General features: G+C 60.2%; 14 protein-coding genes and 1 tRNA gene. 7 read left to right on the forward strand and 8 right to left on the reverse strand.

The annotated features are described in order from the left end of the window. Nucleotides 1–281: 281 nt before the first annotated feature. From ACI2KB_RS21340 to ACI2KB_RS21350, 3 genes are all read right to left on the reverse strand, one after another. A complete protein-coding gene (locus ACI2KB_RS21340) occupies nt 282–548 on the reverse strand; it encodes a hypothetical protein (RefSeq protein WP_404637659.1) in 267 nt (88 codons plus the stop codon). Then, nucleotides 533–985 (reverse strand): transporter substrate-binding domain-containing protein, encoded by a 453-nt coding sequence (locus ACI2KB_RS21345; RefSeq protein ID WP_404637661.1) that lies wholly within the window; start codon nt 983–985, stop codon nt 533–535. The genes ACI2KB_RS21340 and ACI2KB_RS21345 overlap by 16 nt, the downstream gene beginning before the upstream one ends. Before the next feature lie 136 nt (nt 986–1,121). Then, nucleotides 1,122–2,075 carry a LysR family transcriptional regulator gene (locus tag ACI2KB_RS21350; protein WP_404637663.1) on the reverse strand — a complete coding sequence of 318 codons (954 nt, stop codon included), beginning with the start codon at nt 2,073–2,075 and terminating at the stop codon, nt 1,122–1,124. Between the two features lie 150 nt (nt 2,076–2,225). Here ACI2KB_RS21350 and ACI2KB_RS21355 point away from each other — a divergent pair, with 150 nt between their 5' ends. The 5 genes from ACI2KB_RS21355 to ACI2KB_RS21375 all read left to right on the forward strand — a co-directional run bounded on the left by ACI2KB_RS21355 (nt 2,226) and on the right by ACI2KB_RS21375 (nt 5,823). Then, nucleotides 2,226–3,617 carry an aldehyde dehydrogenase family protein gene (locus ACI2KB_RS21355; protein WP_404637665.1) on the forward strand — a complete coding sequence of 464 codons (1,392 nt, stop codon included), beginning with the start codon at nt 2,226–2,228 and terminating at the stop codon, nt 3,615–3,617. Between the two features lie 115 nt (nt 3,618–3,732). After that, nucleotides 3,733–3,808 (forward strand) — tRNA-Asn (locus ACI2KB_RS21360). A 128-nt stretch (nt 3,809–3,936) separates the two neighbouring features. Next, entirely contained in the window at nt 3,937–4,758 is an 822-nt protein-coding gene (locus tag ACI2KB_RS21365; protein ID WP_404637667.1) for an NADPH-dependent oxidoreductase, read from the forward strand. A gap of 245 nt (nt 4,759–5,003) precedes the next feature. Further along, the gene (locus ACI2KB_RS21370) at nt 5,004–5,282 is read left to right on the forward strand and encodes a DUF2790 domain-containing protein (protein WP_404637669.1); all 279 of its coding nucleotides are present in this window, start codon (nt 5,004–5,006) and stop codon (nt 5,280–5,282) included. A 214-nt stretch (nt 5,283–5,496) separates the two neighbouring features. Continuing rightward, the gene (locus tag ACI2KB_RS21375; protein ID WP_404637671.1) at nt 5,497–5,823 is read left to right on the forward strand and encodes a hypothetical protein; all 327 of its coding nucleotides are present in this window, start codon (nt 5,497–5,499) and stop codon (nt 5,821–5,823) included. Between the two features lie 10 nt (nt 5,824–5,833). On the opposite strand, the gene ACI2KB_RS21380 is transcribed toward ACI2KB_RS21375, so the two are convergent. From ACI2KB_RS21380 to ACI2KB_RS21390, 3 genes are read right to left on the reverse strand one after another with little or no spacing between them, the layout of a single operon-like run. Further along, nucleotides 5,834–7,255 (reverse strand): efflux transporter outer membrane subunit, encoded by a 1,422-nt coding sequence (locus ACI2KB_RS21380; RefSeq protein WP_404637673.1) that lies wholly within the window; start codon nt 7,253–7,255, stop codon nt 5,834–5,836. Further along, nucleotides 7,252–8,832, reverse strand: coding sequence for a DHA2 family efflux MFS transporter permease subunit (locus tag ACI2KB_RS21385; RefSeq protein ID WP_404637675.1), 1,581 nt, complete (start codon nt 8,830–8,832; stop codon nt 7,252–7,254). The genes ACI2KB_RS21380 and ACI2KB_RS21385 overlap by 4 nt, the downstream gene beginning before the upstream one ends. Continuing rightward, the gene (locus ACI2KB_RS21390) at nt 8,825–9,943 is read right to left on the reverse strand and encodes an HlyD family secretion protein (RefSeq protein ID WP_404637677.1); all 1,119 of its coding nucleotides are present in this window, start codon (nt 9,941–9,943) and stop codon (nt 8,825–8,827) included. The genes ACI2KB_RS21385 and ACI2KB_RS21390 overlap by 8 nt, the downstream gene beginning before the upstream one ends. Nucleotides 9,944–10,042: 99 nt before the next feature. Between ACI2KB_RS21390 and ACI2KB_RS21395 the strand changes: the two genes are divergently transcribed. Next, nucleotides 10,043–10,771, forward strand: coding sequence for a CerR family C-terminal domain-containing protein (locus ACI2KB_RS21395; RefSeq protein ID WP_404637679.1), 729 nt, complete (start codon nt 10,043–10,045; stop codon nt 10,769–10,771). 162 nt (nt 10,772–10,933) lie between these two features. Here the strand turns inward: ACI2KB_RS21395 and ACI2KB_RS21400 are convergent, their stop codons facing one another. After that, complete coding sequence (locus ACI2KB_RS21400; RefSeq protein ID WP_404637681.1) at nt 10,934–12,241, reverse strand: MFS transporter; 1,308 nt, start codon at nt 12,239–12,241, stop codon at nt 10,934–10,936. Nucleotides 12,242–12,349: 108 nt separating this feature from the next. Then, on the reverse strand, nt 12,350–13,561 hold the full coding sequence (locus ACI2KB_RS21405) for a pyridoxal-phosphate-dependent aminotransferase family protein (protein ID WP_404637683.1): 1,212 nt from the start codon (nt 13,559–13,561) through the stop codon (nt 12,350–12,352). Between the two features lie 156 nt (nt 13,562–13,717). Between ACI2KB_RS21405 and ACI2KB_RS21410 the strand changes: the two genes are divergently transcribed. Continuing rightward, nucleotides 13,718–14,443 (forward strand): GntR family transcriptional regulator, encoded by a 726-nt coding sequence (locus ACI2KB_RS21410; RefSeq protein ID WP_404637685.1) that lies wholly within the window; start codon nt 13,718–13,720, stop codon nt 14,441–14,443. Nucleotides 14,444–14,506: the final 63 nt, after the last annotated feature.

Here is a 14,506-nt window from a genome sequence, read left to right on the forward strand (position 1 = left end):
GGATGGTGCAGACAAAGTGGGCGCCAATCGCGTTGCTTCGGATGGTGCAGACCATGTCGGCGCTAACGCCGTCGCTGCCAATGGCCAACCAGAGCGTGGCCTGGCCTCTGACGGTTCGGACAAGGTGGGCGCAGGTCGTCTGGCTGAACAGGGCCAGAAACTGGACCACATGAACTTCCGCGAAGTGGCCGGTGAGATGGATTACGACCGACTCACCAAATAGTGTCAGGCCGAACCAGCCACCCCGATTCGGTTCAGGGTGGCTTTTTTGTGGGCGCCGTTCAGGGCGTCACCGGCACCGCAAGCGCGGGTTTTGATGCGTACTGCTCGTGCAGTTGAGCAATCAAGGGCGACGGTTGCATCTGGTACTGCTTGCCGAGGGCCAGCAGCCAGCCACTGCCGTGCCAGTCCTGCACGATACGGTCCAGCACGCTCTTTAGTTCGGGCTGTCGCTTGCGCAGCCAGATCACCGAATCTGCAGGCACCAGATCCTCGGCAATCGGAATCTCGAAACCCGCCCACTCAGGCTGCCTCAACAGTTCATGCATGATTGGACTGTTGAGGACAATCGCGTCACAGCCGTTGCCACGCAAGGCCAACAGAACCTCGGACTGACCGCGAAACGCCTTTGAGAAATGCACACCGTTTTATCCTTCAAGTCCTCCCAGCGGGTGATGCCGGAATGGCGCGGGGCAACCAATGCGCCGCCCAGTTGCTCGTAGGGCGTGGGGACATAATCCAGTTGTTCTGCTCGCTCAGGCGTGACCGTCATGTTGGCGATCAGCAGATCGACCTTGCCCTGTTGCAGAAACACTGCGCGGTTGGCGGCGACGACCGGGACCACTTCCGTCTCGACCCCCAGTTTGTGGCCAATGTCCTGCGCCAGATCGACGGCAAACCCCACCGGCGTCTGCGTGCCGGGCTTGTAGGTGCCAAACGGCAGGCCACTGAGGTTGACGCCGATCCGCACTTTACCGCGCTCCATGATGTTGGCGTAGAGGTCGTCCGCCTGAGCGTGAGCAATGGGCGTCGCTAACCCTTGTGTGCGAATTTATTCGCGAAGACGTCGGCAGCCTTTACATCGATGGCGCCTGACACCTCGCTTTCGCAGATAAACTCGCTCACAGGGGCTGCGTGCTGAACAAGGAGGTATGCCCTACAGGGGTTATGGTGGGGCTCGGTTCTCCCGCCAATTCTTCGACAGGGGCGGTGGCTGTTACAGCGCTCTGCACCAGGTCGATGAACGCATTCAACGCCGGTGAGCGCACGCCACGGCGCCAGGTCAGCCAGATGTTCAGGTAGCGAAACTCCTCGCTCAGCGGGTAGGCGTTGACGTTGCGGCTGCCGGGCATGCTTTCGAGCATGCTGCGCGGCACCATGGCGACCCCCGCACCCGCCGTCACGCACGCCAGCATGCCGTGGTAGGACTCCATCTCAAAAATCTTCCCCGGTGTCGCCATATCAGCCTTGAACCAGGCTTCGAAGTGGCGGCGATAGGAGCAGTTCTGGCGAAACGCATAGACCGTTTTACTGCTGACGTCCTGTGCCCGTGTCACGGGGTCGTGGCTGGCGGCGGTGATCAACAGCATTTCCTCTTCGAACAATTCAATGCCGTCCAGATCCGGATGGCGCAACGGCCCGTCAACGAAGGCTGCACTGAGTCGTCCCGACAACACGCCATCGATCATGTCACCGGAGGGGCCGGTGGACAGATCCAGCTCAACCTTTGGATAACGCTGATGAAACTCGGCGAGCAGGGAAGGGATGCGTACCGCTGCCGTACTTTCCATCGAACCGAGGGAAAACACGCCCTGCGGCTCAGACCCCGAGGTTGCCTGTTTTGCCTCTTCAACCAGTTCCAGAATGCGCCGGGTGTAGTCCAGAAACGTGTGGCCGGTGGCGGACAGGCGCAAGCGCAGTTTCTCTCGGATGAACAGGTCCACCCCCAATTCCTGCTCCAGTTGCTTGATGCGGGTGGTCAGGTTGGACGGCACGCGGTGCAGGCGCTGGGCGGCAGCGGTGATGCTGCCTTCCTCGGCGATGGCCTTGAACAGTTCGAGTTGGGTCAGGTCCATGGCGAATTCTCATCTTTCTCGTTTTGAGAATGTATTTTTGATAATTATTCATTATCGGAAATTTTTCAGAGAGCCTATCGTGACGCCAAGACTTCAGCAACGGGTGTCAGCCCAGTGGTGAAGATCAACCCTTACAGGAGGCTATCTGTCATGTCGCAACACGTATCGTCGACCCACGCTGTCTCGCTGAACCCCGCTACCGGCAAGGTGTTTGCACAATACCCGTTCGAAACCGCCGCTGATCTCGAACAATCCCTGACCCGCGCTGCTGCCGGCTTCAAGGCCTGGCGCAAGCAGCCCGTCAGCGCCCGTGCCGAGCAACTGCGCAGTATCGCCAAGGCATTGCGCAAGAACGCCGAAGCCCTCGCGCAGATGATGACCGCTGAAATGGGCAAGCCCATCGCTCAGGCCCGTGGCGAAGTGGAAAAAACCGCCGTGACCTGCGAGTGGTATGCCGAAAACGGTCCGGCCATGCTGGCCCCTGAAACGACTCCGGTGGAAAACGACAAGGCTTACATCGATTACCTGCCGCTGGGGCCGATCCTTGCGGTCATGCCGTGGAACTTCCCGATCTGGCAAGTCATGCGCGGCGCGATTCCGATGATTCTCTCGGGCAACACTTACGTGCTCAAGCATGCGCCAAACGTCATGGGCAGCGCTTACTTGCTGCGTGACACGCTGGCTGAAGCCGGTCTGCCGCAAGGTGTTTTCGAAGTCATCAACGTGGGCAACGAAGGCGTGTCCAAGGCCATCGCTGATCCACGCATTGCTGCGGTCGCCGTGACGGGCAGCGTGCGCGCCGGTTCTGCGATTGCAGCCCAAGCGGGCGCTGCGTTGAAGAAGTGCGTGCTGGAACTGGGCGGTTCCGATCCGTTCATCGTACTGGCCGACGCCGATCTGGACGAGGCCGTCAAAGCCGCGACCATCGGCCGTTATCAGAACAGTGGCCAGATCTGCGTGGCGGCCAAACGCATCATCGTTGAAGAGAGCGTGCTGCCTGCGTTCACCGAGAAGTTCGTGGCGGCGGTCAAAGCCCTGAAAATCGGCGACCCGCTGAACGAAGAAAACTACATCGGCCCGATGGCCCGTTACGATCTGCGTGACGAGCTGCACGAGCAAGTGCTCAAGACCGTCAGCGAAGGCGCGACCTTGCTGTTCGGTGGCGAGAAGATCGAAGGCGAGGGCAACTACTACGCGCCGACCATTCTGTCGAACGTACGCCCTGGCATGACTTCGTTCAAGGAAGAGCTGTTCGGTCCTGTCGCGTCGCTGATCGTCGCTCGCGACGCCGAGCATGCGGTCGAACTGGCCAATGACAGCGAATTCGGCCTGGCCGGGAGCGTCTGGACTGCCGACGTCGAGAAGGCGCGCGATATCGCGGCGCGTCTGGAAACCGGTGGCGTGTTCATCAACGGCTACACTGCATCCGACGCCCGCGTCCCGATTGGTGGCGTGAAGAAGAGCGGTTTCGGTCGCGAACTGTCGCACTTCGGCATCCGCGAATTCTGCAACGCGCAAACGGTGTGGCTGGACCGTCGTTAAGCGTTGAGGGCGAAAAGTGCGTCGGGCGGGTTCGCACGTGGAGTCGACTTACCCGGCGAATTTTTTTCACTCGATTGCTTGACTTCTCTTTTTCAATCAGTAAGATAGCGCTCATTCCGCGATAGCTCAGTTGGTAGAGCAAGTGACTGTTAATCACTGGGTCCCTGGTTCGAGTCCAGGTCGTGGAGCCAGACGAAACATCAAAAAGGCCAGCTCATGTAGCTGGCTTTTTTGTTTGCCCGAAAACTTGCCTTTTGCGGGCGTTCTGTCCTGAAATGCCGGTCTCAGACGATTTATTCATCGGTTCCGGAACTTCCCCATGACAGACACCGCTCAACAACGCCTCGCCACTCGCTATGGTCAGCCCGACATTCAGGTCCCAGGGAGCTGGAGTCCAATGCTCGATGAGCTGCTCAATCATCGCAGCGTCCGTTCTTTCACCGATCGGCCCTTGCCTGATGGCACGCTGGAAGCCTTGATCGCGGCTGCCCAGTCGGCGGCCAGTTCGTCAAACTTGCAGGTCTGGAGCGTGGTGGCGGTTGAAGACAGCGCGCGTAAGGCTCGGTTGGCGAGCTTTGCAGGTAATCAGGCGCATATTCATCAGGCCCCGCTGTTTCTGGTGTGGCTCGCCGATTTGTCTCGCGTCTCGCGTCTGGGTGAGCGCCAGCAGGTTGAACTCGAAGCCATGCCTTATCTGGAAAGCCTGCTGCTGGGCACCATCGATGCAGCACTGGCCGCGCAGAACGCCGTCGTGGCGCTGGAGTCGTTGGGGTTGGGCAGCGTTTACATTGGCGCGATCCGCAATGACATCGAAGGTGTGGCGAAAGAACTGGAACTGCCTCCTCAGGTCTATCCAGTGTTTGGCCTGTGCATTGGCTATCCGGCGCCCGAGCGTCCAGCGCAGGTCAAGCCACGTTTGCCTCAGTCGGCCGTGCTGCACCGCGAGACTTACTCGGTGGCGCCCGAGCAGTCCGCCATTGAACAGTACGATGCGCGACTGGGTGCGTTCTATAGGCAGGAAGGCCTGAAGGCGGCAGGGTGGTCCGAGCAGGTGGTCGCTCGCCTGCGCAGCGTGGCCAACCTGCATGGCCGGGAGCATCTGGTTGAAGAGCTGAAACGCCTTGGCTTCGGTTTGCGTTAAGACTCAAGGGTCGCGCAGGGTTGCGCCACCCTGCGCGGTGTAACTTAGTTGAGGTGTTATTGTTGTTTAATATGAATAAACACTGTTGCAGCAAATAGTACAATCGCGGGTATTGATGCCGCTAATGTTTCCTATCGACAGCAAGTATTTATCCTTCGATAAAAAATCCATAAGAATGAGTTCCAGAAGCAAACGAAACCGCGCTTTGCTCACTCACGTTTTAAACCGACTTCTGGAGAATCAAAATGAAATACGTTGCCTTCGCCGCTCTCTCGTTTTTTAGTGTCTTCGCTTCGGCTAATGAGCTTGCCACCAGCGCCGCCAGCGCCCAGCCACTGACTCAGGTCGAGCAGTACAACCGTCACAAAGGCCTGGACGTTGCCAAGGTCGTCAGCGTCAAAACCGCTCAAGACCCTGAGAAAGTCGACGGTCTGGTCAAAACTCAAATGACTTATGTCGACAGCAATGGCGCCTCGCACAATCTGGAATACACCACTCAAGGTTATGGCCGTCAAAACGGTTAATGGATTGGCGCTATCGGTATGATTGAAATGGATGAATAAAAAACGCTGCATGAAGATGCAGCGTTTTTTTTTGAGTTTGCGTCATAGGCTTTCAACTATCGCTTGCAGTGATAGTGAGCATCAGCCCTTTCAAGTTCAGTTCTGGCGATCAATCCGGACAATGGCCTGCATAGAAGAACTGCCTGATGAGCAGCATTTTTGACAGGACCTGACCATGCGCACTTTGATGATCTCCGCCACCCTGACCGCTCTCGCACTGTTGACCGGCTGCGCCTCGGCACCCAATGAGCCGACCCTCACGCTGGAAACCAAAAAGTCGCCCGAACAATTCGCCGCCTGTGTGGTGCCCAAGTTACAGGGCCATTCGATGAGTCCGATCTTGTCTCAGGCCCAACGCCATTACCGAATCGTCGTGTCGAGTTCGGTGGCCGCTGACAACGTGATCGAAGCGTACAAGGCGCCTACCGGGGGCAAGGTGTTCATTTATGAACGCAGCCTGCTGACCACCGGTTTCGGTCAGGCCGCCAAAGACTGCGTGTGATCGCGGATGATTACAGCGTCCAGCCCAGCCCCAGGGCTTTGTGCAGCGAGGCAAAATCCTTGAGCAGTGCCGCGTCGCCAGAGATGCGGCTTTCCTGCGCCTGATAGCGCGTGCGCTCGGCGTCTAGCCAGTCGAGGGTGCTCGCGGTGCCCGCGCGATAGCGTTGGCGCGTCAGGTCGGCGGCGCGCACAGCGGAGGCTTCGACACTTCTCAACAGCACCACATTTTCCCGCTGATGGCCATAACGGGCGAGGGCGACGTCGGCGTCTCGCAGAGCACTCAAGACCACGCTTTTGTATTGGGCGAGGGCTTCGTCGTGTCCGGCTTCTGCGCCTTCGACGCTGGCGGCCACGCGACCGAAATCCAGAATGTTCCAGCTCAGCCGTGGCAGCAGTAACCAGGTGCCGTTGTCCTTGCGTGCGAGATGGGCGGGATCGGCAGCCGAGAACGACAAGTCGCCCATCAGGCTCAGTTTTGGGAACCAGTCGGCTTTCTTCTCGCCGATCTGCGCGTTGCTGGACGCCAGCGCGCGTTCGGCCACACGAATGTCAGGCCGGGCCTTGAGAATCGCCGCCGGGTCAGCGAAGGGCACCTGGCTCGGAATGTTTGGCAATGGGCGCGCGGTATTCAACTGCGTGTCCAATTCACCCGGCTCCAGCCCGCACAGCAGGCCCAGTTGATCCATCGACTCGATGATCGACGCTTGCAAAGGCAGGCGTTGTGCGCGGGTGTTCTCGGCCTGGGTCAGCACTTGTTCCAGTTGTAACTGCGAGGCGACGCCTTGGGTACGACGCTGTTGCGTCAGGTCTACGGCCTGTTCTTCGATCTCGACGCTGGCGTCCACCAGTGCCAGTCGGGTCTGTTGATCACGCAAATCCGCGTAGGTCTGCACCACCTCAGCGGCGAGTTGCACTTGTGCATCGGCCAGCCGGGCCTGAGACGATTCGGCTTCAGCCTGTGCGGCCTCGATGGCGCGCCGGGTGCCGCCGAACAGGTCAGCTTCCCAACTGGCGTCGAAATCCGCCAGATACAAGGTCAACGGGCCTCGACTGCCGCCGCTTTCACCGCCAAAGGCTGAGGTGTCGGGGGAGCGCAGTTTCAACATCGCCGCGTTGCTGCTGATCTTGGGCATCTGGTTGGCCTGGTTGCCTTTCAGGCTGGCCCTGGATTGGCGCAGACGTGCTTGCGCAGTGGCGATATCGGGGCTGTTGTTCATGGCGTGCTCGATCAAGCCGTTGAGCTGCGGATCGCCCAGGGTCTGCCACCACTGGGCAACGGCGGGGGCTTTCCTCGCCGTGCTGTCGGCATGGGGCAGTTGCCTGGCGGCGAGGGTTTTGGGGGCTATGTCCGGTGCACCTTTGTAGTCTGGCCCCACGGTGCAGGCGGACAACAGGCCGAGGGTCAGGAAGAGGGGAATCGTGCGAGCAATCATTTTCGTGTGCCTGCCAGCGCCGCGCGCTTTTTCAGAATGAAGATCAAGGGAAGGCACGCCAGCATGGCCAGACCGAGCACGTAAAACGCGTCGTTGTAGGCCATGACCGAGGCCTGCTGCGCGATGTCGTTGGCCAGTTGGGCAAACGCTCGCAGTTGTGCGGTCGAGGCATCGCCGGTCTGTGCGAGATGGCTGGCCGTGCTGCTGGCCATCTGGTCCTGGGCCAATTGGCTGTTGGCCAGAATGCCTTCGCGCAGGGCGTCGTCGTGAAAGTGGCTGCGACGGTCCATCAGCACGCCGAGCAGCGCCAGGCCGATGGTGCCACCCAGGTTGCGCGACATGTTGTAGAGCCCGGCGGCGTCGCCTGCGTCTTTGGCCTCCACCGAGCGCATCGACAATTGACTCAGCGGCATCATCACCAGAATCTGCCCGAAGCCGCGCAGCAATTGCGACCAGACGAAATCATGGCCGACGCTTTGCGTCGTGAGTTCGGTGTCGAGAAAACAGCTGGCCCAGTACAGCAGCAACCCCAGCCCGACCATGATTCGCAAATCATAACGGCCGAGCATTCGCGGCAGGATCGGCATCAGTAGAAATGCCGGAATGCCCGACAACAGCATGATCGAACCGGACTGTTCGGCGTTGTAGCCCGACACGATGCCGAGGAACTGCGGCACCAGATAGGCCGTTCCGTACAGACCGGCACCCACTGCCGTGGCGATCAACAAGACGCTGCCGAAGCTGCCGTTGAGCATCAATTGCAGGCGCAGGATTGGCGTACGTGAACGCAACTGGCCGACGGCGATCAGGAAGAAACCGACCACGGTCGCAATGCTCAGCCAGACAATCAGCGATGAGTCGAACCAGTGTTCGCGCTGGCCTTCTTCCAGCACCACGGTCAGCGAACTCAAGCCCATCGCCAAGCCGAGGATCCCCGCCCAGTCGGCCTTGATGAAGCGCTCAAGGTTCATGCGTTCGGACGGCAAACCGGTCAACAGCAGGGTGATCAGGGCAATGGTGATGGGCAGGTTGAGGAAGAAGCACCAGCGCCAGTCGATGTTTTCCGTGAGCCAGCCTCCGATGACCGGCCCCAGCAAGGGGCCGAGGATCACCGTCATGCCGAACATGGTGGTGCCGATGGGCAGTTGATGGGCAGGCAGCCGCGTGCGCACGATGGTTTGTGCGGTGGGAATCATCGCGCCTCCCGCAAACCCTTGACCAATACGCCCGGCGATCATCGCGCCGAGGCTGGAGGAGAGGCCGCAGAACATCGAGAAGAAGGTGAACATCAGCGTGGTGCCGATCAGAAAGCGGCGCAGGCCGAACACCTGGGTCAGCCACGCAGCGAGGGGGATCATGACGATCTCCGACATCAGGTAGCCGGTGGCGATCCAGGTGCCTTCAGTGCCGGTCGCGCCGATCTGTCCCTGAATCTGCGGTAACGCCGAGTTGGTGATCGAGATGTCCAGTGTCGCCAGTAACGCACCCAGTGAACCCGCAGCGACGGCGATCCAGTCGGTCAGCGAAGCGTTGCGTGGCGTCTCGGCGTACGCCACGGTTGCAGTGGCTTCAGCCATGGTGAGCGTCCGCGTTGCCGGTGCGGGTGTCGACTTCCACGGTGGCCGACAGGCCGGGGACCAGCGCCGGGCGCACGTCGTCGGGAATGTCCAGCGCGATGCGCACTGGAACCCGTTGCACGATCTTGGTGAAGTTGCCCGTGGCATTGGACGGCGGCAGCAAGGCGAACTGCGCGCCAGTGCCGGGGGCCAGGCTGTCGATATGACCTTGCAGCGTGCGCCCTGGCAGGGCATCAATGTGAACGCTCACGGTTTGGCCGGGCCGCATGTCGCCGATCTGCGTTTCCTTGTAGTTGGCGGTCAGGTAGATCGCATCGACCGGCACCACCGTCAGCAGGCGTGTGCCGGGCTGAACGTATTGGCCCAGACGCACGCCACGGTCAGCGATGCGCCCGTCGATGGGGCTGCGGATCACCGCGTCGTCGACGTCCAGTTGGCTCTGCGCCTCGCTGGCCTTGGCCACGCCGAGTTGCGCCTGTGCCTGTTTGAGTTGGGCTTGCAGCGTGCCGTAACGGGTTTCGCTGGAACGCAGCGCTGCCTGTTTGGCCGCGACGGTACTGCGGGCCTGAGCCAATTGGTTATTGAGCTGCGCCAGACGCTCCTCGGGTTCGGCGCCAGAACGGGCCAGCGGAGCATAACGAGCGACTTCGGTCTGGGCGTGGCGAGCATCGGCTTCGGCGCCTTGCAATTGCGCGCGGGCTTCGGCGATGGTCGAGTCCTGCTGTACGAGTTCGGCATGGGCCTTGGCCAGATCAGCGCTGCGAGCCGCAATCGTGGCTGATGCTTCATCACTGACGGCCTGATACTTGCGCGCGTCCAGCCGCACCAGCACATCTCCGCGCTTGACGGTTTGGTTGTCGACCACCAGCACCTCGCCAACGTAGCCGCTGATTTTCGGTGCCACGCTGATGCTGTCGGCTTGCAGATAGGCATCGTCGGTGGATTCGATGAAGCGTCCGGTGATCCACCACCAGGCGCCCCAGAACAGCGCGATCAACAAGGCGGCGCCGACCAGGCTCAACAAAATTCGTCGGGCCTTGCCCCGTTGACCGTTGGTGGTGTCGGCGGCGTCTTCAGGGGCGACCTGAGGCGTGGGTTGTGCGGCGGACATCAGGTCACTCCAGAATTTATACCAGGTGGAATAAATTCGTTTTTTCGCGAATTTTTGTCAACTGGTATATTTTGGCCCGGTACCGAACGGGAGCTGCACATGGCACGACACAAACCCGCCGCCGAGGGTGGCTATCAACGCGGCGAAGAGACTCGCGCACGGATCATCGAGGCCGCCGTTTCGGTGTTCGGTGAACGCGGCTACGACGGCGCATCGACGCGTGACATCGCCACCGCCGCCGGGGTCAATTCACCGGCCTTGCAGTACTACTTCGATGGCAAGGAAGGGGTGTACCTGGCCTGTGTCGAACATTTGATTGGCCTGTTATGGCGCAAGATGGGGCCAACGGTGGACATCGCCGAAAGCGCGCTGGCCGCCGCCGATGCTGATGATCAGGCGTTGATCGAAGCGTCATTGGGGATTCTCGGCGCGGTGGTGTCGACCATTCAGGACAGCCCGCAGACCACTGCGTGGCGGGCTTTTCTCGACCGCCATCAGGCCGGGTTGTGCCCGGAGAGCGCGACCATGGCCTTCGAAGACCGCTTCAAAAAGCGCGTTGGTGTGGTCATTCGTCAGTTGATCGCGCGCCTGTCCGGCTTTGCCGTCGAGGATGACCGTACAGTGATTCATTCCATGGCGCTGTTCACTCAGGGCCTGGCGTTCAGGGTGCAGAAACCGAAGCTGCTCGAAGCGCTTAAGTGGACGCAGATCAACCAGAAGGAAATGGAGCAGGTGAGGGAGGTAGTGCTGACCCAGGCCCGCTTTACGCTGGAAGGTCTGATGCGGCAGCGGGATCAGGGCTTATCGCGCCGTCTGGAGGCTCCTTGAAACGCGTCATCTACCCGTTACGAGGGGGGGGGGCAGATTGCCCGGCGGTTGGCGGTCTTTTTGCGCCTGAACGAGCAGTTGCGCGAGTCGTGCCGGGGAAGATGTCGAGGTGTATAAGCATCCTTATCAAAAATGGCCCGCCCGCAGGCGAGCCGTTCGGGGTTATTTGCTGGTGACGACGGCGGCTGGAGCCTCCGGGGTTTTCGAGGGCGCTGCCTGAGCAGTGTTGCCGTAATCGAATTTGCTCTGTGGGCGCATACGGAATGACAACAACACGCCAATCGCCAGCAGCACGACGCTGACCAGAAACGGCAACTGCCAGTTACCGAACTGATCGATCAACAGGCCTGCGACGACCGGGCTGACAATCGCTGCCATGGCCGAGCCGGTGTTCATCATGCCGCTGGCGGTGCCGCAATGATCGGGCGCGATGTCCATGGGAATCGCCCACATTGGGCCGATGGTCATTTCCGAAAAGAAGAACCCCACCGCCAGGCACGCCAGCGACACGTACATGTTGTGGGTGAACATCAACGGCACCAGCGCCAACAGCGTGCAGGTCAGGCAGATCGCGACCATCCGGCTGCGGGCTTTGTTCAGGTCACCCGTGCGTTTGTAGATGCGGTCGCTGACGATGCCGCCCAGGGTGTCACCGACCACGCCGCCGAAGAACACAGTAGAAGAGAAGATCGCCGTGTTCTTCAGGTCCAGCCCCATGTTCATGAAGTACATCGGCACCCAACTGAGCAGTAGCCAGAGCGTCCAGCCGTAGCAGAAGTAGACAATGGTGACCGGCGCCATGCGCTTGAACAGGCGGCCCCACGGCAGCGGGATCTTGCTCTTGGGTTTGGGCGGCGGCAGTACGTCCAGTTCTGATTTGCTGATACGCGGATGGTCTTTGGGGTGCTCGGTGAACACCAGCATCCATAGCATGACCCAGACGAAACTGATCGCAGCGCAGGCGTAGAACGATTCCCGCCAGCCATAGGCGGCCATCACTGCAATCATCGCCGCCGGTGCCAATGCGTTACCCAGGCGCGCGAAGGCGTGGGTGATGCCTTGAGCGAAGCCGCGTTGATCCTTGGCCACCCAGCGCGACATTGCTGCCGTTGCGGCGGGAAAGGTGGCGCCTTCACCCAGGCCCAGCAGGACGCGAGCGATGATCAGCGAGACGAAGCCACCGGCCAGCCCGGTCAGCACCGTCGCACCGGCCCAGATCAGACCGCACACCACCAGCGTGCGCTTGGCGCCGAAGCGGTCACTGACCCAGCCACCAATGATTTGAAACACCAGATACGGGTAAGCGAAGGCAGAAAACACCAGCCCGATTTCAGTTTTCGTGAGGTTGAATTCCTTGCCAAAACCCACCGCTGCCGTGCTGACGTTGACCCGGTCCAGGTAGGTGATGAAATACATGGCGCACAGCATGATGAGCACCACCGTAGTGGGGCGCAGGCGTAAAAACTTCATGTTCTATCTCCATTTTCTTGTTGTTCGCGCTGGGGCCAGCGCGTTGATTCGGGATAGGTAAGTCAGTTTTGCACAGGCGCTGCGAAGAGTGCCGCAGCGCGGATCATGTCATTCGCGTCGCAGCGGGACCGATTGCCCTCCCAGATAATCCATCGCTGCCAGCACGCCACTGGACTGTAGCTTCACGCCCGCCAGTTGTAGGCCCATCTCGCAGCCAGTCAGGGTCGCCATCAGGGTCAGGTCGTTGCAGTCGCCCAGGTGGCCGATGCGGAACATGCGACCTTTGACTTTGCCAAGGCCTGTGCCCAGCGACATGTCGAAGCGCTCGTAAATGAGCTTGCGCACTTGGTCGGCATCGACACCTTCCGGGGTCATGACGCCGGTCAGCACCGGGCTATAGACGGTGGGGTCCGCGCACTGGATCGGCAGACCCCAGGCGTTGACAGCGGTGCGGCAGGCTTGCGCCAGGCGTTTGTGGCGAGCGAACACGTTGTCCAGGCCTTCGCCGAGGATCATGTCCAGCGCTTCGGACAATCCATAGAGCAGATTAGTGTTCGGCGTGTACGGCCAGTAGCCGGTCTTGTTCATCTCGATGATTTCGTCCCAGCCCCAGAAGCTGCGCGGCAGTTTCGCGCTTTTGCTGGCGTCGATGGCCTTGGGCGACAAGGCGTTGAAACTGATGCCCGGCGGCAACATCAGGCCTTTCTGCGAGCCGGAGACCGTAACGTCAACACCCCATTCGTCATGGCGGTAATCAGCCGAAGCCAGACCGGAAATGGTGTCCACCAGCAGCAGCGCCGGGTGGCCTGCGGCGTCGATGGCCTTGCGCACCGAAGCGATGTCGGACGTCACGCCGGTGCTGGTTTCGTTGTGCACCACGCACACGGCTTTGATGCGATGGGCGCTGTCGGCACGCAAGTGGGATTCGATCATCTGTGCGTCAACGCCGCCGCGCCAGCCCTCGATTCCGGGCTTGCCGATGAACTGTGGCTTGAGGCCCAGGCTCAGGGCCATTTTCTGCCACAGGGTGGCGAAATGGCCGGTTTCGAACATCAGCACTTCATCGCCAGCGCTCAAGGTATTGCACAGCGCGGCTTCCCAGGCGCCGGTTCCTGAGGCGGGGTAGATGATCACCGGGTGTTGAGTCTTGAAGATCTGCTTGATGCCCGACAGCACTTTCAACCCCAGCTCACCGAATTCCGGTCCGCGGTGGTCGATGGTGGGGTAGCTCATGGCGCGCAGGATGCGGTCCGGAACCGGGCTTGGCCCAGGGATTTGCAGGAAGTGACGACCGGCCGGGTGGTAATCGAGCTTCAGCATTCGATGACTCCTTTTTTGTTCTTTGTGTTTTGAATGCAAAATACATTAGCACTGGGTCCAAGTGTGTCAAACGTCACAATTGAGCTAATATCCGGGGTCTGATGAGTGTTTTCAGCATAAGGCGTTGGTCCAAAACGTCGCTGTAGAGGATTTTGTATGCAAAATTTTGAAGCGTTTGCCGAACCGGAAAGTGCCCGCCCGCTGCTCAAGGTCGAGCGTCAGCGCTTGCACGATGTCGTCGTCGAACACTTGCGCGGTTTCATCACCGAGGGGGTTTTGGCTCCAGGAAAGAAACTCAACGAGCGTGAGCTGTGCGAAACCCTCGGCATTTCCCGCACGCCGCTGCGTGAAGCGCTCAAAGTCCTCGCCGTAGAGGGGTTGATTGAGATCAATCCGAACCGAGGCGCCACGGTGGCGCGCATGTCGGAGCTGGAAATTCGCGAAACCTTCGAACTGATGAGCGGTATCGAAGCCTTCGCCGGAGAGTTGGCATGCGACCGCATCACCACCGAGGAACTCGATGAAATCAAGGCGCTGCACTACGCCATGGTGGTGAGCAAGAACCAGAACGACTTGCCCGGCTACTACCAGCGCAACCGCGCGATCCACGATCTGATCAACCAGGCCGCGCGCAACACGGCGCTGCGTCAGGTGTACCTGTCACTGAACCGGCGCATTCAGGCGCTGCGGTTCCTGTCCAACCAACAGGCCCCCAAGTGGGAGCGGGCGCTTCACGATCATGAAGAGATGATCGAAGCCCTCGAAACCCGGGATGGCAAACGGTTGAGCCACATCTTGCGTCATCACCTGCTGGAGAAGCGCGACGCGATCATGTTGATGGTGCGCGATGAGGCCGAACATCCGGACTCTATCCGCCGCTGACTGCTTCACTGATTGCGTCTTCAGAGGCGAATGGTCTATATTTGATTCTGTGGAATCAGGTGA

The organism is Pseudomonas sp. NPDC088444 (genome assembly GCF_044900175.1).
In the GTDB taxonomy this organism is placed as follows: Bacteria; Pseudomonadota; Gammaproteobacteria; order Pseudomonadales; family Pseudomonadaceae; genus Aquipseudomonas.

What these genes read in the sequence shown, in the direction of transcription:
- ACI2KB_RS21395 (WP_404637679.1), top strand. Translation starts at nt 10,043, where the DNA reads ATGGCACGACACAAACCCGCCGCCGAGGGTGGCTATCAACGCGGCGAA.
- ACI2KB_RS21385 (WP_404637675.1), bottom strand. Translation starts at nt 8,832, where the DNA reads ATGGCTGAAGCCACTGCAACCGTGGCGTACGCCGAGACGCCACGCAAC.
- ACI2KB_RS21365 (WP_404637667.1), top strand. Translation starts at nt 3,937, where the DNA reads ATGACAGACACCGCTCAACAACGCCTCGCCACTCGCTATGGTCAGCCC.
- ACI2KB_RS21355 (WP_404637665.1), top strand. Translation starts at nt 2,226, where the DNA reads ATGTCGCAACACGTATCGTCGACCCACGCTGTCTCGCTGAACCCCGCT.
- ACI2KB_RS21370 (WP_404637669.1), top strand. Translation starts at nt 5,004, where the DNA reads ATGAAATACGTTGCCTTCGCCGCTCTCTCGTTTTTTAGTGTCTTCGCT.
- ACI2KB_RS21345 (WP_404637661.1), bottom strand. Translation starts at nt 985, where the DNA reads ATGGAGCGCGGTAAAGTGCGGATCGGCGTCAACCTCAGTGGCCTGCCG.
- ACI2KB_RS21375 (WP_404637671.1), top strand. Translation starts at nt 5,497, where the DNA reads ATGCGCACTTTGATGATCTCCGCCACCCTGACCGCTCTCGCACTGTTG.
- ACI2KB_RS21405 (WP_404637683.1), bottom strand. Translation starts at nt 13,561, where the DNA reads ATGCTGAAGCTCGATTACCACCCGGCCGGTCGTCACTTCCTGCAAATC.
- ACI2KB_RS21400 (WP_404637681.1), bottom strand. Translation starts at nt 12,241, where the DNA reads ATGAAGTTTTTACGCCTGCGCCCCACTACGGTGGTGCTCATCATGCTG.
- ACI2KB_RS21340 (WP_404637659.1), bottom strand. Translation starts at nt 548, where the DNA reads ATGCATGAACTGTTGAGGCAGCCTGAGTGGGCGGGTTTCGAGATTCCG.
- ACI2KB_RS21350 (WP_404637663.1), bottom strand. Translation starts at nt 2,075, where the DNA reads ATGGACCTGACCCAACTCGAACTGTTCAAGGCCATCGCCGAGGAAGGC.
- ACI2KB_RS21410 (WP_404637685.1), top strand. Translation starts at nt 13,718, where the DNA reads ATGCAAAATTTTGAAGCGTTTGCCGAACCGGAAAGTGCCCGCCCGCTG.
- ACI2KB_RS21390 (WP_404637677.1), bottom strand. Translation starts at nt 9,943, where the DNA reads ATGTCCGCCGCACAACCCACGCCTCAGGTCGCCCCTGAAGACGCCGCC.
- ACI2KB_RS21380 (WP_404637673.1), bottom strand. Translation starts at nt 7,255, where the DNA reads ATGATTGCTCGCACGATTCCCCTCTTCCTGACCCTCGGCCTGTTGTCC.